This window comes from Thiomicrorhabdus sp. (assembly GCF_041583835.1).
GTDB lineage: Bacteria > Pseudomonadota > Gammaproteobacteria > Thiomicrospirales > Thiomicrospiraceae > Thiomicrorhabdus.
Genome location: NZ_JBFHFC010000014.1, coordinates 1 through 20,664, shown reverse-complemented (window position 1 = coordinate 20,664; position 20,664 = coordinate 1). Strand labels below are relative to the sequence as shown.

15 protein-coding genes are annotated in these 20,664 nt (G+C 48.5%); 8 read left to right on the top strand and 7 right to left on the bottom strand.

What is annotated here, in order from left to right:
- The first annotated feature begins 109 nt into the window (after positions 1-109).
- The 7 genes from ABY044_RS08135 to ggt all read left to right on the top strand — a co-directional run bounded on the left by ABY044_RS08135 (position 110) and on the right by ggt (position 10,422).
- Positions 110-754 (top strand): 2OG-Fe(II) oxygenase, encoded by a 645-nt coding sequence (locus ABY044_RS08135; protein WP_373019763.1) that lies wholly within the window; start codon positions 110-112, stop codon positions 752-754.
- Between the two features lie 141 nt (positions 755-895).
- Positions 896-2,110: an MFS transporter gene (locus tag ABY044_RS08130; RefSeq protein WP_373019762.1), complete on the top strand. Its 1,215-nt coding sequence runs from the start codon at positions 896-898 to the stop codon at positions 2,108-2,110.
- Between the two features lie 469 nt (positions 2,111-2,579).
- Positions 2,580-4,766, top strand: coding sequence for an HAD family hydrolase (locus ABY044_RS08125; RefSeq protein ID WP_373019761.1), 2,187 nt, complete (start codon positions 2,580-2,582; stop codon positions 4,764-4,766).
- The gene (locus ABY044_RS08120) at positions 4,766-5,629 is read left to right on the top strand and encodes an HAD-IIB family hydrolase (protein WP_373019759.1); all 864 of its coding nucleotides are present in this window, start codon (positions 4,766-4,768) and stop codon (positions 5,627-5,629) included. The genes ABY044_RS08125 and ABY044_RS08120 overlap by 1 nt, the downstream gene beginning before the upstream one ends.
- Entirely contained in the window at positions 5,622-6,509 is an 888-nt protein-coding gene (locus ABY044_RS08115; protein ID WP_373019757.1) for a carbohydrate kinase, read from the top strand. The genes ABY044_RS08120 and ABY044_RS08115 overlap by 8 nt, the downstream gene beginning before the upstream one ends.
- Before the next feature lie 119 nt (positions 6,510-6,628).
- Positions 6,629-8,584: an amylosucrase gene (locus tag ABY044_RS08110; RefSeq protein ID WP_373019755.1), complete on the top strand. Its 1,956-nt coding sequence runs from the start codon at positions 6,629-6,631 to the stop codon at positions 8,582-8,584.
- 122 nt (positions 8,585-8,706) lie between these two features.
- A complete protein-coding gene (gene ggt / locus ABY044_RS08105) occupies positions 8,707-10,422 on the top strand; it encodes a gamma-glutamyltransferase (RefSeq protein WP_373019753.1) in 1,716 nt (571 codons plus the stop codon).
- Between the two features lie 25 nt (positions 10,423-10,447).
- Here ggt and ABY044_RS08100 read toward each other — a convergent pair whose 3' ends face one another.
- The 7 genes from ABY044_RS08100 to ABY044_RS08070 form a co-directional block, all read right to left on the bottom strand.
- Positions 10,448-10,741: a hypothetical protein gene (locus ABY044_RS08100; RefSeq protein WP_373019751.1), complete on the bottom strand. Its 294-nt coding sequence runs from the start codon at positions 10,739-10,741 to the stop codon at positions 10,448-10,450.
- Positions 10,742-11,036: 295 nt separating this feature from the next.
- A complete protein-coding gene (locus ABY044_RS08095; RefSeq protein ID WP_373019750.1) occupies positions 11,037-11,768 on the bottom strand; it encodes a Spy/CpxP family protein refolding chaperone in 732 nt (243 codons plus the stop codon).
- Positions 11,769-12,101: 333 nt separating this feature from the next.
- A complete protein-coding gene (locus ABY044_RS08090) occupies positions 12,102-14,210 on the bottom strand; it encodes an LssY C-terminal domain-containing protein (protein WP_373019749.1) in 2,109 nt (702 codons plus the stop codon).
- A 170-nt stretch (positions 14,211-14,380) separates the two neighbouring features.
- Positions 14,381-15,010: a hypothetical protein gene (locus ABY044_RS08085; RefSeq protein WP_373019747.1), complete on the bottom strand. Its 630-nt coding sequence runs from the start codon at positions 15,008-15,010 to the stop codon at positions 14,381-14,383.
- 339 nt (positions 15,011-15,349) lie between these two features.
- Positions 15,350-16,771 carry an ethanolamine permease gene (eat, locus tag ABY044_RS08080; protein ID WP_373019745.1) on the bottom strand — a complete coding sequence of 474 codons (1,422 nt, stop codon included), beginning with the start codon at positions 16,769-16,771 and terminating at the stop codon, positions 15,350-15,352.
- Between the two features lie 22 nt (positions 16,772-16,793).
- The gene (gene eutC, locus ABY044_RS08075; protein WP_373019743.1) at positions 16,794-17,666 is read right to left on the bottom strand and encodes an ethanolamine ammonia-lyase subunit EutC; all 873 of its coding nucleotides are present in this window, start codon (positions 17,664-17,666) and stop codon (positions 16,794-16,796) included.
- Positions 17,663-19,069 (bottom strand): ethanolamine ammonia-lyase subunit EutB, encoded by a 1,407-nt coding sequence (locus tag ABY044_RS08070; RefSeq protein WP_373019741.1) that lies wholly within the window; start codon positions 19,067-19,069, stop codon positions 17,663-17,665. The genes eutC and ABY044_RS08070 overlap by 4 nt, the downstream gene beginning before the upstream one ends.
- Before the next feature lie 172 nt (positions 19,070-19,241).
- Here ABY044_RS08070 and ABY044_RS08065 point away from each other — a divergent pair, with 172 nt between their 5' ends.
- Entirely contained in the window at positions 19,242-20,198 is a 957-nt protein-coding gene (locus tag ABY044_RS08065) for a helix-turn-helix domain-containing protein (protein WP_373019740.1), read from the top strand.
- Positions 20,199-20,664: the final 466 nt, after the last annotated feature.

Below are 20,664 nucleotides of genomic sequence, written 5' to 3'. Positions count from 1 at the left end.
TAAATTGGCTTGAAATGCTCCTGTTTTTATTCGACCGATTTTGCTAATTTTTATTGCTAAAAGAAAGACTTGGAGGGATAATCCGCGCGCTCTAATTTGAGGTGTGCGCATGTCATTGGATTTAACCCCTAAAATCGTTGATCAATTATTGGATGCCTTGGTTGAACAAGGTTGGTTTGAATGGCCTAATGCGGTTTCCGACGAACTGTGCCAAGCGTTGTTGGAAGAGGTCGAAACCTATGATGAAGAAGGCGAGTTGCAGCGTGCCGGGATCGGTCGGGGAGACGTACACCAACTGAATAAAGATATCCGGCGCGACCAGATCAAGTGGATTGACGGTTTGACCGTCGCACAAAACGTTTATCTTCAGCAGATGGCACAGTTGCAGTATCAACTCAACCAAGCTTTGTTTTTAGGGTTGTTCGAGTACGAATGTCATTTTGCAGTGTATAAGCAAGGCGATTTTTATAAGAAACATTTAGACAGCTTTCGCGGCCGCGCCAATCGTATGGTGACCACCGTGCTTTATTTGAATCCCGATTGGCAGCCGGAGTGGGGCGGAGAATTGATTCTTTATAATGAGGATTCCAGTGCGAAGTTGGCGGTTGTCACTCCGGAAATGGGTAAGTTGGCGATTTTCATGAGCGAGCAAATTCCGCATGAGGTGTTGGTCACACATCATCCAAGAGTCAGTATTGCCGGTTGGTTCCGTTGTAATAGCAGTATCGGCGGAAACATCGATCCGGCATTCTAACGGATATTAACGGATATTGTCGTTGTCATCACCGTCGTTCGTTGTATGATGTTTTGAAAACTTTTCGGCCTTCTATATTCGTTTTGATAGAGGCATTGATTCATATAGGGCTTGCTGTTTTCTAAATACAAAGTGATGGCTATGTTCAAAGCTTCTCGTAACATCTGGGCGCTGGGTTGGGTCAGTTTCTTTACCGATCTGGCGACGGCGATGATCAAACCGCTGATTCCGATTTATGTGGTTTTGGTTCTTAATCAAGGGATGGACAAGCTTGGTTACGTCTTGGCTATTACGACCTTGGTATCCTATCTTTTTCGTTGGTTGGGCGGTTGGCTCAGCGACCGTCTCCAAGTCACTAAACCTTTGTTGTTGGCCGGTTACGGCTTGTCGGCAATCCTAAAGCCGTTGTTTGCATTTACAACGAGTTGGGTCGGCGTGGCCGCCATCAGTGCGACCGAACGCTTAGGCAAGGCGATTCGTAGCGCTCCGAAAGATGTACTGATTTCCGCCTCCGCTGAGCAACACAGTCAGGGACGTGCATTCGGGGTTCATAAAACGCTGGACATCGCCGGAGAGACCGTTGGCGGCTTGATTGCTTTTGTATTGCTAAGCTGGTTGGGGCAGTCGCCTGAATGGATTCGATTCATTTTTGAAATAACCATTATCCCGGGGGTGATCGGGGTTTTGATTCTGATTTTCTTCGTCAAAGAGCGTTTAAATACACCGGTAAAAGATACGGTGGACGAGTCTGATTCAGAAGCGCTTAAAAAGCAAAACCGTTTCGGAAATCAGTCTGTCCCTCAGGTGTTTGACGTGACCTTATGGGCCTGGTTCGGCGTTTATTTTCTGGCTGTTTTTTTCATGCTTAACGATGCTTTTATGGTGATGCGCGGCAGTGAAATCGGCATAGCAACTCAATGGTTGCCATTATTGTTGGTGGTGTCTGCATTGACGCAAACCTTGATCAGTTACCGTGTCGGTAAGCGTTTGGATTCACATGGTGCGAAGTTGTTATTGGTCGTCAGTTTGTGGGCGGGTGTTTTGTCGGTTGCTTTGCTGTTTTCTCAAAATACCGTGGCGATTGTGATCGCTTTCGTGCTTCAGGGGATTTTCATGGTGTCGGGTTTGAATGCTTTGCGTGCCCGTATCGGCCAAACCGCCTACGGAAAAGGCAAAGCTTACGGCGTGTTTTATCTGGGCACGGCGGTGGCAATGGCGCTAGGTAACCTGATCGTCGGACAGCTGTGGGAGTACGCTAATGTGTCTTATGCACTGATGTTCTCTTTGATCGGTTTACTCCTGTTGCTGTTTGCCGTCAGTATCAGTAAAAACCTGCTTCAGGCTCATGTCGATTGAAGTCGATTTCATGGGGTTTTTCGGAAGAAGAAGCTTTTTTGCAGGCTACATTTTTAAGTCCGAATTTGCGCGAATCGGTTGAATCCCATAATTTTTTTAGTTGTATTCTCGGCTGTGTTTTGTACAATCAAACCTATCATTTTTTTAAATTCATATAATTTTGAAAACGGAATTTACTCTTTCCGTTGAATCACATTTCCTATGTTTGTCACTACGCAGTGACAGTTTAAGACGCCAAATTGCTTTGGTGTTGGCGATACAGCAAAACTTAACAGATTGAACAGAAGTACAGGCAAGAGCCGTTTCGATATTGGAGTCGTGTTTTATCTTCAATGAGCGTTCACAGATTCGGCAGCTAATGACCAGAAGTTTCGACGACATCAAATAATTGATCCGGAAAGCAAGCCATTTATGCTGAAGGTAATCGGTTAATCATGCGGCATCAAATGGACTGAAACCTGAATAATTTATGGGCCAAAACAAACAACAACTGTACATCGCTCTAATCAGCGTTCACGGTTTAATTCGGGGTAATAACCTTGAATTGGGGCGTGATGCGGATACCGGAGGACAAACGCTCTATGTGCTTGAATTGGCTCAGGCGCTTGCCCGTCATCCGGATGTGATTCAAGTCGACTTGATAACCCGACAGGTGGTGGACGGCAGTGTTTCCGAGGATTACGCCAAGCCGATCGAAGTGTTATCCAAAAATCTTAGAATCGTGCGCATTCACGCGGGTCCCGATCAGTACATTGCCAAAGAGCAATTGTGGGATCATTTAGACGGCTTTGCCGATAATGTCACCAGTTTTTTTAGGGGGTCCGGTATTTGGCCGGATATTCTCCACAGCCATTACGCCGATGCCGGGTATGTCGGCGAACTGCTGGCGAATCAACACGGTATTCCCCTCATTCATACCGGACACTCATTGGGAAGGGTTAAACGCAGTCGGTTATTGGCGAGTGGGCTGTCTGCGGAAGAGATCGAAAAACGCTATAACATGACGAGACGGATCGAAGCGGAAGAGATGACGCTGGCCACGGCGGAAAGGGTCATTACCAGTACCCATCAGGAGATCGAGGAACAGTACGAAATCTACGACCACTACCAGCCCGATCAGATGCGGGTTCTTCCCCCCGGCACCAACCTGCAGCAGTTTATGCCTCCCAGCGGCGAAGAATTCAAAACGCCGATTTATTCAGATCTTGTTCGCCATCTCAAACATCCCGAAAAACCCATCATTCTAGCGCTTTCTCGTCCCGATAAACGTAAAAATATCGTTACCTTAATCGAAGCCTACGGCTTATCCCAGGAACTGCAAGGGCTTGCCAATCTGGTCATCATCGCCGGTAACCGTGATGACATAGACGATTTGGAAGAAGGGGCGCAGGAAGTCTTCCACGAATTGTTGGTTGCCATAGACCGCTACGATCTTTACGGAAAAGTAGCGATGCCGAAGCATCATCAACGAGATCAGGTTCCGATGATTTACCGGATTGCGGCTGCATCGAATGGGGTTTTCGTCAATCCGGCCTTGACCGAACCGTTCGGTTTGACGCTGATCGAAGCGGCCGCGTCCGGTTTGCCGATCATTGCCACGGAAGACGGCGGACCGCGGGATATTATCGGTAACTGTCAGAACGGACTGCTGATTGATCCTCTGGAAGCGGATTCGATCACACAGGCACTGTTGAAGATATTGAAAGACAGAAAGTTGGCGCAGAGTTATATTGAGAGCGGTTTGGACGGAGTTCGTGAGCACTATTCCTGGGATGCGCATGCCCAACGTTACCTCGATTTGATTCGCCCGATTGCGGAACGTTCGGAACACTTGATTCGCCAGCCGATTCACCGTCGGGAACGCCTCTATCGCGACCGGGCGATCGTCAGTTGTCTCGATCAGAACCTGATCGGCGACAAGGTCGCATTGCAGCAGCTGATTGGCGTTATCCGAAGCAATCGAAGCAGTACCCTGTTCATTATCGCCACCGGTCGCCGGTTGGATTCGGCTTTGAAGTTGCTTAAAAGTTACAACATGCCGGAGCCGGATATCCTCATCACCAGCGGCGGCACCGAAATTTATTATGCGCCGAAACTGACGTTTGATACGGCGTGGGACGGTCATATCGATTACCAGTGGTCGCCGCATAAATTGAGATTGATTTTAGATGAGGTTCCGGGATTAGTCAGACAGCCCAAGGCGGAACAGAGCCGTTTCAAGTTGAGCTATTTCATTGACCCTAAGGTTGTGGATGTCGAGGATATTAAGCGTCTGTTGCATAAAGAGGAGCAATCGGTTCACGTCCAGATGTCGTTCGGTGAGTTTTTGGACATTCTACCGATACGCGCCTCTAAAGGCATGGCTTTACGCTACGTGACCGACCGCTGGCAGATTCCGCTCGAGCGCGTGTTTGTAGCCGGTGGTTCCGGTGCGGACGAAGATATGATGCGCGGAAATGCATTGGCGGCGGTCGTGTCAAACCGACACGACGAAGAGTTGTCTCAGCTGGTGGATATTGAACGAGTCTATTTTGCCAAACAACCTTTTGAAGCGGGGATTTTGGAAGCGTTGGAATATTACGACTTTTTCGATACTTGTCAGGATCCAAGAGAGAGCGAAAGGTCGTCTGAAGACTATGAAGCAAAGGCAAATTGATGGATGATGTGAAGTTATTGCTGTGTACCGATATGGACAGAACTCTGATACCAAATGGAGCGCAACCGGAGCCAATAAACGCGCGGCAGCGTTTTGCCCGGTTTTGCGCTCAACCGGAGGTCACTTTAGTTTACGTCACCGGCCGTCATTTGGATTTGGTACGCGAGGCCATCGAAGAGTACGAATTGCCGCAACCCGATTATGCGATTACCGATGTCGGCACCAAAATTTATCAGGTGAATGACGGTGAGTGGTTCGAACTCGGTAGTTGGGAGCACGAAATTGAATTGGACTGGCAAGGTCGTAGCCGACAGCAGCTTGAAGAGTTAATCGGCAAGGTAGACGAGCTTGAATTACAGGAGGCTTCTAAACAGAACACCCATAAATTAAGTTATTACGTGTCGCTTGAGTCGGACTACCAAAGAATCATGAGCCGGATAGCAGACTGTTTGCAGCAAAAAGGCGTTGCCGCCAGTTTGATTTGGAGTGTGGATGAAACCACCCGGACCGGTTTATTGGATGTTTTGCCCCGCAACGCGACTAAACTGCATGCGATCGAGTTCCTCCAACAGCAGCTTGGTTACGGTCGCGACGAGGTGGTGTTTGCGGGTGACAGCGGTAACGATCTTCCCGTCTTGACCAGTCCGGTACACTCCGTATTGGTGGCGAACGCCACGGATGAGGTTAAAGAAACGGCGCGTCAGATGGCTTATGAAAACGGCCATGAGGCAGCGTTGTATTTGGCAAAAAATACCCGTCATGAAAGTGACGGAAATTATTCGGCAGGCATCTTGCAAGGCGTTTGGCATTATGTTCCTATGTTTGAATCGCTATTTGAAAAACGGGGTATGACCCATGAGTGAAAAACCGGAAATTATTGTTTTTGGTGAGGTGCTGTTTGATTGTTTTCAGAACGGAACACGCGTTTTAGGGGGCGCTCCGTTTAATGTCGCGTGGCATTTACAGGCTTTTGGTGATCAGCCTAAATTTATTTCCCGTATCGGCGATGACGAGCTGGGACGAATGATTTTATCGGCCATGCGCGGTTGGCATATGGACGTGACCCATGTACAGCTTGATCCCCGGCATCCGACCGGCAAGGTTGAGGTGACGATGATACATAACGAACCTCATTACCGCATCACGCCTAATTGCGCCTACGATTTTATTTCGTCGGAGACGTTATTTCATTTGCCGAGACGCAGCATTCTGTATCACGGCACGCTCGGATTACGAAATGAAGGATCGCGCAAGTCGTTTTCCCAGTTACTGCAATGTTGTCCGGAGTCGTCGGTGTTTTTGGACGTGAATTTGAGAGCCCCATGGTGGAAAAAGGAAGACGTCTACCACTGGCTGGAAAAAGCCCGTTGGGTTAAGTTGAACGAACATGAAATCGTTCAGCTGGAATTGGGACACGACGATACGAAAGAGGCCATGGTGAAGTTGCAACAGAAATTCAGTCTGGAACAGGTCATTCTGACGTTGGGTGAAAAGGGGGCGATGGTGCTCGGGCGTGACGGCGAATTTCATCATGTCGTGCCTGAAAAGGCCGATGAATTTGTCGACACGGTGGGGGCCGGAGACGCGTTTACCGCCGTCTATATTCACGGATTGCAGGCGGGTTGGAGTATCGCCGACAGTTTGCAGGCAGCACAGTATTTCGCCAGTAAAGTGATCGGCATACGTGGCGCAACGTCAAACGACCCAGAGTTTTATAAAGATTTCATCCAGCGCTTTATTTAGTAGCGCCGCCATCGCCGGATGAAAAAATTGAACATTCGGCAGCGATTTATTTGTCGGGTTGGTAATCGAAAACGACAGCTCTGGACAATGTGTTAACGGCTTAAACATTTAGGAATGCTATGTACGAACAGATTTCACACTCGCTTCTAAACGACATTCTCAATCAAATCAAACCGGAAATTTCCGAACAGGATTTGAGGCATTTCTATACCCGTTTGGGCGCCAATTTCTATGCGATCCATTCGTTGTTTGAACGCCTGTACGGCAAGCGTGACGATTTTAACGAACAGGCTTTGCGCCTGGTGGAAACCATGGCGCGGAAATACATCAAGCGCCCCGAACATCTCAGACAGATCGATTTGGATCGGGAGAAGGATTACAACTGGTTCCTGAGTCAGAAATGGGTCGGTATGGCTTTGTATAGCAACGGTTTCGCCGGTGATTTGAAAGGAATGTGCGACCATCTGAATTATTTCAACGAACTCGGCGTCAATATGGTTCATATCATGCCGATTATGCGCTGTCCGGAAGGACATTCCGACGGCGGTTATGCGGTCAGCGATTTCCGCGAGATCGACGATCGGGTCGGGACATTGGAAGAGCTGCAGCAGTTGGCCGACGAGATGCGGGGCCGTGAGATTCTGTTGGCTTTGGACGTGGTACTTAACCATACGTCGGACGAACACGAATGGGCCCAGCGTGCGCGAGCAGGCGATTCAAAATATCAGGATTACTATTACACCTTTGAAAACCGTCACGTGCCCGATATGTTCGAACAGAGCATGCCGGAAATTTTCCCGCAGACTGCGCCCGGTAATTTTACCTGGGACGAAGAGATGGGCCGCTGGGTCATGACGGTTTTTAATAATTATCAATGGGATCTCAATTACAGCAACCCGTCCGTATTCATCGAGATGTTGGACGTCATTCTTTATTGGGCGAATAAAGGGGTCGATATCCTGCGTCTGGATGCGGTGGCGTTCCTGTGGAAAAAGATCGGCAGTACTTGTCAGAACGAGCGCGAGGCGCACCTGATTCTGCAGTTGTTGAAAGATTGTTGCCAGGTTACCGCACCCGGCGTACTGTTCATCGCCGAAGCGATTGTCGCTCCGGTTGAAGTCACCAAATATTTCGGTGAGGATGCGGTCATCGCCAAAGAGTGCGAGATCGCTTATAACGCCACCTATATGGCATTGTTATGGGATGCAGTCGCCACCAAGAACGCCAAACTGCTTAATCAGGGAATCAAGAGCCTGCCGGTGAAATTGGAGCGCGCCACCTGGTTGAACTATGTGCGTTGTCATGATGACATCGGTTTGGGCTTTGACGATCAGGATATCGTGCAGGCGGGTTACGAACCGTTCGGACACCGCAAGTTCCTGATCGATTATTTCACAGGACGGTTTGACGATTCCCATGCACGTGGCGTGCCTTTCGGTGAGAACGAGAAAACCGGTGATGCACGTATTTCAGGTTCTCTGGCCTCTCTGGTCGGGTTGCAATATGCGCAGGAAATCGGCGATCCTCAAGCGATTCAGGATTCCGTCAATTTGATCCTGCTTCTTCACAGTTTGATACTCTCTTTCGGCGGGATTCCTTTATTGTATTACGGTGACGAAATCGGCACTGTCAACGACGATTCCTATCTGAACGACCCTCATAAAATGGACGATTCCCGTTGGGTTCACCGCCCGTTCATCGACTGGGAAAAAGCCGAACGCCGCAATGTCCCGGGCACGGTCGAATATTCAATTTTCAGTGCGTTGAAGAGAATGATTGCCGTGCACAAGGAGGTCGAGGTTTTTGCCGACTTCAACAACCGTGAACTGATCGATGTCGGCAATCCGCATTTGTTTGTGTTCGGGCGTTACAACCTGCATCGACAAGGCGAGGGTGTCTTGGTTGTCGCCAATTTCGACAGTAAACCTCAAGCCATGAATTTGGACGATGTCGGCAGTTGGGGGCGCCCTCAACACGGCCATCTAATCGATTTGTATACCGGCCAAAGCCCGGAAATATTCAAAGACACATTAGTCATTCCCGGTTTCAGCTTTTACTGGTTGTGTGAGATGTGAGTCCGGCTAGGCGTCTGGATAGACGCCGTTTCTCTCTTGCTGTATCCTTTGCTCCATTCAAATAAGCGATTAAAACCGAACAGGTCTGTCCGTTTGGTGATTTAGAAGTGTGTGGTAAACGTATGATTAGAAAATCGATAATTTCCTTATTGACGGCATTCAGCCTGTTTTTTGCAGTGGTGGTTTGTGCCAAGCCTGCCGCGGTGGCCATGCCTGACGAATACAGCGCCAATGTGGCCAAAACGATTATGCAACAGGGCGGTAATGCCGTGGATGCCGCCGTCGCCGCCGGTTTTGTGTTGGCGGTGACTTATCCGGAAGCCGGTAACCTTGGCGGCGGCGGATTCATGACGCTTTATACCCGATCGAATCAGCCCCAAGCCTCTAAGGCATTCTTTCTGGATTATCGAGAAAAAGCGCCAAAAGCCGCCCATCGAGACATGTATCTAGACCAAGACAAGCAAGTGATTCCCTATCGTTCTTTGGTGGGGTATCAAGCATCCGGCGTGCCGGGCACGGTGATGGGGTTGTGGCAGGCACATCAACGTTTCGGTTCTTTGCCGTGGAAAACGCTTTTGCAGCCGGCGATCGATTATGCGCAAAACGGTTTTGTGGTTTCCGAACATCTGCAAAACACCGCCGAATGGTTTCAAGGGTGGATTGCCGATAAATCGCCGGAACCGCTGAATTTCAAAACCCATTTTGCCGGATTAAAAGCCGGCAAGCGATTCAAGCAACCGCAACTGGCTAAGACGTTGCAGCGTATCGCCGATCAAGGTCCAATGGATTTTTACCAGGGCGAAACCGCTAAGTTGTTAGTGGATTTCATGCAGGCGAATGACGGACTGATTACTTTGGACGACCTAAAAAGCTATCAAGCCGTCTGGCGCGAACCGGTTGTCGGACAATGGCAAGGGCGGGAAGTGGTTTCGGCACCGCCGCCAAGCTCAGGGGGAGTGGCGATTGTGCAGTTGCTTAAAATGAAGCAGCAGTTAAGCGGACAGTTGAACTCGGCTTTGAAACAAGCGGCAAAAGAGGGGATCGATCCTCAGGTCATTAAGGCGCATTTCTATGCCGAATTGGAAAAGCGTGTCTATGCGGATCGTGCGTTTTATCTGGGCGATCCGGATTTCGTAAAGGTTCCGGTTAAGAATCTTATTGCGGACGACTATTTGAAACGACGCGGTCAGGCGGTGCGTTTGGACGAGATTTCCGAATCCGAATCGATTCATCCCGGCAAATTGGAATCGCCGGAAACCACCCATTTTTCGATTATCGACAGTCACGGTAATGCGGTCTCCAATACCTATACCTTGAATATGCCGTTTGGCAGCGGCGTGGTGATTGACGGTGCCGGTTTCCTGATGAACGACGAGATGGACGATTTCAGCACTAAGCCGGGTGTTGCCAACGTATTCGGCGTGGTCGGCGGCAAGGCGAACGAAATCGCACCCGAAAAACGTATGCTGTCGTCGATGTCACCGACAATCGTACTCAAAGACGGTGAAGTGGAAATGGTGGTTGGCACACCGGGCGGTTCCACCATCATCACGTCGGTGTTTCAAACCATCGTCAATGTGGTGGACGAGGGCATGAGCGCACAGCAAGCGGTGGATGCGCCGCGCGTACATCATCAACTGTTGCCTAAAGACCAGATCGCCTACAACCCGGATTTGCCTGAGGCCGTAAAAATTGAATTACAGGCGATGGGGTACACCCTGAAGCGTAACGATTATATGGGCGACGTGCAGTTGATTGTCAGCCGGCAAGGCAAAGTAACCGCCGCATCCGATCAAAGAGGACGCGGGGTGTCGGAGGTTTTCGAACTGCCGAACTGATCGGCAGAAGAAAGTAGGGAGTTGGTTATTCGGATTCGTGTTTGCTAAAGAATTTTTTAAACGCGGCTTTTAGGTCTTCTCCCAACACTTCCAGACGATCAGACCAGTCTTCCAAGGTTTCACCGGCTTCGTCGGTGAACTCTTCAAATTCAGCTTTAGCGGCGTCCAATTTGGCTTCCAGTTTTTCAATCTGCTCATGCATCTCAAGTTTGATTTCGGCCGCTTCAAATTTGGCTTTGGCTTTTAGTTCTTGCAGTTGAGCCGAATACTCTTCGATTTTGGCTTCGGCCATGGCTTTGTAATCGTCCTTTTTGCTCATTATGAACACTCCTCTGTGTTTTACCCGAACAGGTGGTCAATGATGTTGATTCACCCTTGTGGCGGTTAGTCTAATATAAACTCATTACCCTATAATTTGAATTGATTTTAGGTAACTTTTTGGCGTCTATTTTTGAAGTATTATGTGACTGTTTAGCTTGTTTGCCAAGGTTGCCGATTTTGCTGGATCAGAGGGGGGCAGGGCAGGAACTGAATAGGCCTGCTGAGAAGCAGGCCTGTCGGGTTTAGTCGGAAGGCTTTTGTTTAATTTTTCAAATAGAATTTGAGTCTAATTATTAATCATCGTACATTGGACGAGGATAAGGATAGCTTTGGCGCATCTGCTTTTTCTGTTCGTCTGTCAGGACACCATCCATTTGTTTTTGCATCTCCATGCGTTTCCTGAATGATTTTTCCTGCAGGTTCGAGATTCTACCGTAGGCTTCCTGAATGGCTTTAGGATCTTCTTTGTCCGCTGTCATCAAGTCACCGAGTCGCTTTTGTTCCTGCCACATTTCACGCATGTTATTGCGTTGTTCTTTGAAGAGGTCTTTGCGGATTTTATCGATACTTTTTTGCTGATCTTTACTCAGCTTAATTCCCGTTCCATATCCAGGCCCCATCATGCCGTAGCCGGGTCCCATGCCTCCCATCATGCCATATCCCGGACCCATTCCGTATCCCGGGTGCATGCCGTAACCCATGCCATAGCCAGGATGCATACCGTAACCCATTCCGTAACCCGGCCCCATATGGTATCCAGGGCCGTAGCCCATTCCGTAGCCCGGCCCCATATGATAGCCCGGTCCGTAACCCGGACCAGGACCGTATCCTTGCCCCATCATTCCGTATCCCATGCCATAACCTGGGCCTGGCCCCAACCCTTGTCCCATCATTCCATATCCCGGGCCGCCTTGCATCATTCCGCGCTGGTAGGGCATGTCATCCGGTTCGTCTGCCATGGCATAGGATAAGGTCGCAATACTTACGATCGATGTGATTAACAAAGTTTTCATAGACGTTTTCATTTGATACTCCTTCTATTGTTGCTTGTAACGCTTAATAGCTAAAAAACAACCAAGAGGCCTGCATGACAAATTTTGAAAACCTTGTTGGCGGCAGGCTTAATCAAGGTGAAGATGATCTATTCGGGAAAAATTTGTTGTTAAGGCGGGTGGGCAGCCGATGCACGTGCATCTTTTGTGATTTGTACGCCTTCAAAGATCGTAAATCATCTCAACCAATGAATTGATTTTGCTCTTATTTTTTTTTGATGTCAAAAAACCGGGTTTTATAGTCAGGATTTATCCATGATTTATATGCCGGACTGAAAATCGATAAGATACTCGATATAAAAGCTGTTATTTCACACTGATTAGATACGCTTTTCCGTCCGTGAAAAATGCATCGCCCATCAGGTTTTTTCCGACCAAGGGTTTAACCAGTTGCAGCTCGTCTTCCTGCTCAACTTCGTTGCTGAGCTTGAGTTTCTGCGCCAACAGGTTGCGTTGGCGATCTAGGTCGGCAGAGATAACCGGCATGAATCCCCATTTAAAACCATCGTTGGCATTGGCGACGGCGACATAAAGCCGTTTTCCGTTTTTCAATACCGAATGGGTTTTCCATATTTTTAGATGTTGGGCATTCCGTAGCCAATTGGTGCCGGGCACTTTCGAGAAACTTAAATCCTGCATTTTTGAATTCCAAAAGGTTGGCGATATGGGGGCGGCCGGGTAGGGTGTTTGTAGTATCAATGCCTTGATTGCTTGACTAAAGGTGTTTAGATTGGCTTGGTCGGATTTTACCCAACCGGCTTGTTGGAGAGCCTGTGTAAGGGTTTGTTCGTCTCGAGCTGCAAAAATGAAATTAATCGGTTCCTGGCGTTCGCCTACTAGAGTTTCGGTGTATTTTTTCGATTCGCTGCCGAATATCTCGATGGGTTTCGAAACAACTACTGCGGAAGTTTGGGGTACAACGGCTTTGGGCGGGTGGTAATTAAGACTAAAGCCGACATAGAACAGTGCCATGAAAGAAATCAGCGTTGCCGAAATCGGGCGGGCTCCAATCACGGGGGGATTCGACGGATAACGTTGCTGTTTAAACTGTAGCCATTCGGAAAAGGTGATGGCAATGATGAGCCACATTGCCCCGACAAGATAACCGCTCCAAATATCGCTGATATAGTGGACTCCGAGATAGACCCGGCTGAAACCGATGGCCAGAATGACGGCGACAATGGCAAAAAAGATGTTTACTTTGGCGGTTCTGCTTTGAGCGCTGTGCATCAGTACATAACCGATAAAGCCGAAGAAAGCGACCGCAATGGTGGCATGTCCGCTCGGGAAAGAGTAGGTTTGTTCCGCATAGACCGCCAGTTCGGGGCGAGGGCGTTGAAACGCCAGTTTACCTAGAAAAGTAAAGACCGAACTGCCGGTGACGGAAATCAACAGAGGTAGGATGTAATAGCTTTTGCGCCATAGCCACAGTAAGGCTATCGACAGTGCAATCAATCCCAGAATCAGTTGGCTTTTGCCGAGAACGGTTATCCACGTGAAAACCTGAGTCAGCGTTTCGGTGCGCAACGCATTGAATAAGCTGGCGATGTGTACGTCTACGGCCACAATCGGATCGGAGGTGACGACGTCTTCGACAATGCCGCCGAACAGAGCCAGTACATAGACAAATCCCAAGGTCATAATCGACAAAGGCAGTCCCGTAAAGGTTGTCGGGTTGAGTCTGGCATGCATAAAAGCAAGGCTGCGCGGATGATTTATTATCCACTTGGACACATACTCGTTGTTAATCCACGCTTCCTTCAGAGAGTGCCAAATTGAAACCGTTATTTCCGAGAACTGTTTACCTTTGTGGATAATCAACCATCTTGCCAGATAGAACAGCACCACCAGAAACACGAATAACCCGATGAATAAACCGGCACGTGATAACCACAATTCGACAATGTTGATGGATTGTGCAAATGCATAACCGGCCAACACCCATAACGAACCCCAACCGATTGCGCCAAGCAGGTTCCAGAACATGAATGTTTTACGATTCATTTGAACGCTTCCGGCTATGAACGGCACCACTTCTTTGACGCTGGGAATGAAACGTCCCAAAAACACGCTTTTCGCGCCATGGTCATCCATGAAGATTTTCGCTTTGTCGATATGGCTTGGTTTCAGAAACCATAATCCGCCTTTGATCCAACGTGCTCCGTACTTTCTGCCCAGGTAATAGTTCAGGTTGTCGCCGATGAGTGCGCCGATGACGGCAAACCAGATCAAATCGACAATATCGAGATAGCCGCGTGCCGCTAATGCACCCAAAATCAGAATGACGGCCGTGCCCGGTAGAAGCATGCCGACCCCAATCGTGGTCTCGAGCAGCGCGACAATTAAAGCGATCCAATAGCCTTCAATACGGAAGTGTTCAATGGAGGGGAGAAGATTATTGACTAGATCGATCACATAATTGTCCTTATTTTATAAGGTAAGAACGTTCTATGCCGTTACGGCGGTTGCCATCAAATTGTTCTGTTATCGGCTTGGATTTGGATTGAAGCCGATGATTTAACCGGAGGCGGGACCGCTTCCGGTTAAGGTAATCAGACCTGTTGGCAGATCTGAGGGTATGGAGATTAACCGCCAATCATTTTTTGACGCAATTCCATGAATTTCTTGCTTTGGTTTTCCATCTTCTTCAGCAGCTCTTTGGTTTTAGGATCTGCTTTTACCATTTTTGCTTCCACGTCGGTTTTAAGAGACTCGGCCATTTTTTGAATTTCCGGATCTTGATAAGCTTTTTGCTGGTTTTGCTGGAAAGTCATCTGGCGCTTACGGAAGTTCACCATCTCTTCTTGGGTCGGTTTGGTTTTACCGTCCTGGTATTTTTTGATGGTTTCTTCAAGGGCATTCAATTCGGCTTTGGCATCGTAGTCTTTGTTAGACATTTTCTTCAGCATGGTGGCTTGAAGTTTGTCGCGCTGTTTGACGAGTGACGGGTTTTGTTCGAATGCTTTCTGTTGAATGCCTTGCAGTTCTTGTTGTGTGCCTTGCATATCCATTTGAAGCTTTCTCAGCTCCATCATGGTTGCCTGTTGTTCAGGCGTTAATTTAGGCGGCTGCATTTGACCATGTGGCATCATCTGGCCTTGAGGCGCCGGTCCGGACGGTTGTTCCGCCAAAACGGTAGCGGAGGCGCTTAATCCTACGGACAGGACTAAAGCGGATAATGCAGACTTGGACACACGGTTAAAACGAAATTTCATGAAATCTCCTAGTTTTCAGGGAGACGGTTGCACGATCAAAGACCCATTATGAAAATAATATCAGTCAATGGTCTAGCCATCGGAAGTCGGCGGTTTGCGCAAGGCCTCATCAAAAAAATTGAATCGATAAATTTAGAGTGTCACGGTAACAAATGCCGCGCTGGAAAACAACAACATAGTCTGACAATAAAATGAAGCAAGATTTGATAAATAAAGCAGGCCGTCTTTGATGGGATGTTGTCGAGAGACGATTTCGGTATGGAGGATGGGAAAAAATAATCGGTTAGAGTATTAGGAAATCTCTAGCCGATTATTTAAGTTTTATCTACCTAGTTGAATTTAGGTGATTTTTTGATAAGCCGGTTCCAGTTCAGCCTGTGCCTGCGCCAACATTTCAAACTCTTCTTGAGCGCTGTGAGCCATCAGGTTGTTTTTGCTGAAGACAAAATAATAGACCGCACCGACAGCGAACAGAGCCATCGTGTAGAAGAAGGCACGAGGGTCGAATGCATAAACTCCGGTCAATGCAATTAACGACAGCGCAAGCGCAATTCCCGAAGTGATGATACCGCCCGGCGTTCTGTAAGGGCGTTCAAGATCGGGTTGCTTGATTCTTAAAACAATATGGCTGTAAGCTATCAAAGCATAAGAAACGGTTGCACCGACAACCGCCATTGCCAGAATCAAATCCCCTTCGCCACTGAGCGAAACAATAAATCCGAAAATCCCCGGAATGATCAATGCACGCGCCGGTACTTTTTTCTTCTCGGTGGTCAAAGACAATGACTTTGGAAGGTAGCCCGCACGGGAAAGCGCGAAAATCAGGCGGCTATAACCATAGATGATCGAGAAGAATGATGCGATCAATCCTGCAAGTCCCAATAGGTTCACCAACGTCGCCAAACTGTGATTACCGTTGGCGTTCAAAGCATCCACCAGTGGAACGGCGCTTTTACTGATCATTTCCGAACCGGCGGAACCCGCCAATAAAAAGACCACTAGAACCGCAGTGAACAACAAGAACAGCATGGCGCCGATGATTCCCTTAGGAACGTCTTTGGCCGGATCTTTGGCTTCTTCCGCCGCTAAAGGCACCCCTTCAATCGCCAGGAACAACCACATGGCAAAAGGCAAAGCCGCCCAGACACCATACCAACCTAGAGGCAGAAACTCGGATGAACCGGCCGCATCGCTTACCGCAATATTGAACAGGTTTGCAGAATCGAAACTGCTCAATAGGGCAACACCGGTCGCCAGAATCGCAAATACCGCCAGACCGCTGATTACCATCATGATCTTCAAGGCTTCACCCACACCCATCAAGTGAATGCCCACAAAGACGAGGTAGAACAAGGCGTACACCCAAATCCCGTTGAACCCCGTGAGCGCCTCAAAGGCGGAGCCGATGAATATGACGATGGCGGCCGGCGCCAAGGCGTATTCTATGAGTACGGCCAGTCCGGTCATAAAGCCGGCGGTTGACCCCATTGCCTGACGTGCAAAACCGTAACCGCCACCGGCGGAAGGAATGGCGGACGACATTTCGGCCAGCGACAAGACCAACGTTAAATACATGACCGCCATTAGAACCGCGGCAATGGCGAAACCACCCCAACCGGCTTGCTCAATACCAAAGTTCCAACCGGCGAAGTCGCCCGAAATCACATAGGACACCCCAAGTCCGGCCAGCAAAAACCAGCCTGCCGTGCCTTTCTTGAGTTGCCGTTTAGCATAATATTCTTGATGATTTTTAGTTTCCATTTTCTAGCCTCCAGAGCTAAAGTCATTCAATTAAAAAGTTCTTTTCATTGGTTTCCCTACTTATTGTTTTTTCATGGCTTCGATCCTTTAAGTTAACGCCCGAAAGTTTCAGACGACGTGATTCTCTAATTAAATAAAGTGTTTTTTGGCTGGCTTCCCGATAGGAAAGTCCTGACGGACGAATGTTGGAGATGCAGTTTCTTTCGGCATCATGGCGTCCCACCTTTGGGTGCCAGGTTAGATACAGCCCGAGGCTGTCAGGCGAACTTAATCCGGGACGTTCGCCGATTAATACGATGACCATTTCGGCTTTTAACAATTCGCCGATCTCGTCACCGATCGCGACCCGTCCTTGCTGGACAACGCTGAACGGCGCCAGGCAAATGTCATTTAAGGCCGGGTCTTCGGTCAGATCGTTCAACAAGGTTTCCATAAACGGCATGACATTCTGTTGTACCGCTTTCGAAGAGAGACCGTCGACCACCACAATGGCCAAGTCGTATTCGGTTGCTGAGGATTCGGTTAGCGCTTCCAGTTTTTTTTGCGAATTTTCATCAAGCCTTCTTCCGAGATCCGGTCTTTGTAAATAATCGAAACGGTCGATCGCCCGACTGTGAAGCACGCACAAAGGCGCTTCCGTAAAACTCTGTAAGGATTGCAGTTGTGGTTCAAGTGCCATTACGTCAAGCGGTAGATGTACCGCATCTTTCGCTTCGGCATGGGCGATTTGGAATGCCAGCATTTCATGTGTGGGCAAGCTGACTCCGGTTCTGCCTAATCCGATTCTGGCATCGGTGAATTGGCGAAGCTTTCGCCACGGGTTTTCAATCACCTCGGAAGAAATCGGCGTTTTGATATTTGAAGTTTCCTGTATGGAACAGTCCCGGTTCTTCATACATTTCCCTTCGGCAAAGATTTCAATGAATGGGCAAAAGAGGAGGGCATCTCCTCCGGCAGAATGAATTGTTCGATGTCTTCAAAAATGGCCATTTCGGTCAGCCACTTCTCAAATTCGGGAGACGGTTTGAGTCCCAATACTCGTCTGACGTAAAGCGCATCGTGAAACGAAGTCGTCTGGTAGTTGAGCATGATGTCGTCGGAACCCGGAATGCCCATCACAAAAGAGCAACCCGCTACGCCGAGCAGGGTCAGCAGGTTATCCATGTCGTTTTGATCCGCTTCGGCATGGTTGGTATAACAGACGTCGCACCCCATAGGCAGACCTAATAACTTGCCGCAAAAGTGATCTTCCAGTCCGGCGCGGGTAATCTCCTTGCCGTCGAACAGATATTCCGGGCCAATGAAACCGACCACCGTATTCACCAATAACGGCGAAAACTGTCTGGCGACGGCATAAGCGCGGGTCTCGCAAGTCTGCTGATCAATGCCGTGATGGGCATTGGCGGAAAGGGAACTTCCCTGACCGGTTTCAAAATACATTACGTTGTCGCCGATGGTGCCGCGATTCAATGAAAGGGCAGCATCCTGCGCTTCGGCAAGGGTGTTTAAATTAAACCCAAAACTGGTGTTAGTCGCTTCGGTACCGCCAATGGATTGAAAAACCAGATCGACCGGCGCACCGAGTTCAATCGCTTCAATGGTGTTGGTAACGTGCGTCAGTACGCAGGATTGGGTGGGAATGTAATAAGTCTGAATCACCTCGTCCATTAACTTCATCAGTTTGACGGCTTGCGAGACATTATCCGTCGCCGGATTGATGCCTATCACGGCATCCCCGTTGCCGTAGAGCAGGCCGTCCAGAATACTCGCGGCGATGCCGTTGACGTCATCGGTCGGGTGGTTGGGCTGCAAGCGGGTCGATAGACGATTCGGCAAGCCGATGGTGTCGCGAAAGGCCGAGGTCACATGACATTTTTTGGCCACCATAATCAAGTCCTGGTTACGCATGATCTTGCTCACTGCGGCCGCCATTTCCGGCGTGATTCCCCAGCGAATCCGTTCAAGCATTTGCGGTGTTGCCTTGTCGCTCAATAACCAGTTACGGAAGTCGCCGACCGTCAGGTGCGAAATCTCGGCAAAAGCCTCCGCATCGTGTCCGTCCATGATCAGACGTGTCACTTCGTCGGTTTCATAAGGAACGATCGCCTCGTTTAAAAAGGTCTTGAGCGGCAATTCCGCCAAAGCCATCTGTGCGGCGGCTCGTTGTACAGCGGATTCGGCAATCACACCCGCGAGTCGATCTCCCGAACGAGCCGGAGTTGCTTTAGCGAGTAGGTCGCCAAGATTTTTAAATTGATAGCGATATCCACCGAGTGAATATTGGTAGTTCGAGTTCATTTGGTAATAACTTCGGATGATTGTAGGGAATAAAAGTTGCTTGCTGGTTTTCAAGCGAGTTATATTCCGAGCGAATATCGAATTTTGGCAAATCTTTTAAAACTGATACAAAACAAAGGGTTACCGTGGTTTAATTTACGTTAGTAATGATTTGGTCAAAAGGGCGATCTTAATGTTGGATATTAAAAATCAAGAAAGCGCACTATCTCGGTGCACTTTGAATACAAATGATCCAGACCAACAAGCCGGAAACCTGACGAATTGGCTTCAGGAATACGACCAGATGAGTGAAGGCGCTTTTTATGGGAGGGTCGATAAGCTCACCAGTCGGAATCTGCATGTTTTTCGGGAATACACCAACCGTGCCTTGCATCAGCAGTGCCAGATCTGGCCGGATGCAATCTGGTTCGGAATTCCTTTCGAGCGTAGCGAGGATGTGCGTATCAACGGGCAGAGTCTTGCAGACAATACGTTGGCAACCCGTGTCGGGGACGAGGCGTTTGAACTGGTCACGCCCGAAGATTTCAATATTTACGGCATCGTGCTGGAAAGTTCTTTTCTCAATAACATCGCAGAGCTGCAAGGATTGGAATTAAGGGAGCTGGATGTTTTCAAGTCGCCGGTCATCGAGCTGGAACCCCGTAAGCTTGAGTCCCTGAAATACAATTTAGCGGAAGTGCTCGGCGCCAACTCGAACCGGATGGCCTCACACATCAAAGAAGACATTCTGGTTTCCAGTCTATTGCAGGCCTTTCCGGATCACCCCACCCGTAAAAAATCCTTGCCGAGTTACAAGCATCGTAAAGAGGTGGTGGAAAGAGTGAAAGCCTATATTCAAACCCATCAACAGTTGCCCGTGACCATGACCGAACTCTGCCAGATCGCTTACGTCAGCCGACGGACTTTGCAATACAGCTTCGAGACCATTCTGGGGTACAGTCCTTTGAAGTTTTTACGCATGACACGACTGAACCAGGTCAGACGGGCACTGAAGAACGCACCTCAAGACAGCACCGTCGTCGAAATCGCCGAAATGTGGGGCTTTACCCATGCAGGGCAGTTCAGTGCGGATTATAAGAAACTGTTCGGCGAGTCGCCGTCGGAAACGTTGAGGAAGCATATAACGTGAGTTCCACTCAGTTCATTTGGGCAAACTATTTAAGAAAATTTAATGTGAATTCGTTCTAATTTCCACGATTGAATCGATTATGTTTTCTGTTACTTGAATTGTTGCCGATATTTCTTCGAGGACTTTATTGAGAGAGGAAGTTACATGCTTTTTTGCTCTGTTCATTTGAGAAGTTAAACGTGGGATGCTATCTATTGTTTTTCTGAATCCTATTAGTGAAATTTTAGAAGTAAAAGCAGCCTCTTTCATTTCTTTAATAGTCCCAAAGAGTTGATTCAAATCATCTGGATCAGAACCAAAATCATTATATACAACAAGTGCTTTGCTTAAGGATGTTAGAGCTTCGGTTCTGGATATTGAAAGAATAGATTTAGGCGAACTGGATTCGAAACTTGTTTTAGCCGATGCTTTACTGGTAGGTAGTCCTACGATAAATCAGAATTCGCTGTTGCCGGTTTACAAAATG